Origin of the sequence: Alkalihalophilus lindianensis, from assembly GCF_032843265.1 — a bacterium.
Taxonomy (GTDB): domain Bacteria; phylum Bacillota; class Bacilli; order Bacillales; family Bacillaceae_D; genus Alkalihalophilus; species Alkalihalophilus lindianensis.
In genome coordinates this window covers 1-270 of record NZ_JAWJBA010000354.1, presented here as the reverse complement: position 1 = coordinate 270, position 270 = coordinate 1, and the positions used below count along the sequence as shown (strand labels likewise).

The window sequence follows — 270 nt, the reverse complement described above, 5'->3', positions numbered from 1 at the left end:
CGCATGGAGGGCATGCCCGTGGCCTTCGTCGCGCCCTCCTTCCCGTCGCTGGAGCGCGACATGACGTTCTACGTCCGCGTCGCCGGGCTGGCCCCGGCCGACACGGGCGCGGTGCGCGTGGACGCGCGCTGGCTGGACCGCCCGGCCAACGACGCGCGCGAGGGCGCGACGCTCCTGGCCGGCACGCTCCCGATGACGCTGCGCGGCGACATCGGCGGGGCCACCAACGGCGGATCGGGCGAGGGGCATCCCCCGACCTGCAACGCCAGC

The 270-nt window shown here is 76.7% G+C and carries 1 protein-coding gene; it reads left to right on the top strand.

The window, feature by feature from the left end:
• Positions 1-18: 18 nt before the first annotated feature.
• A partial coding sequence (locus RYX56_RS22550; RefSeq protein WP_317124145.1) for a hypothetical protein occupies positions 19-270 on the top strand: 252 nt, incomplete at its 3' end.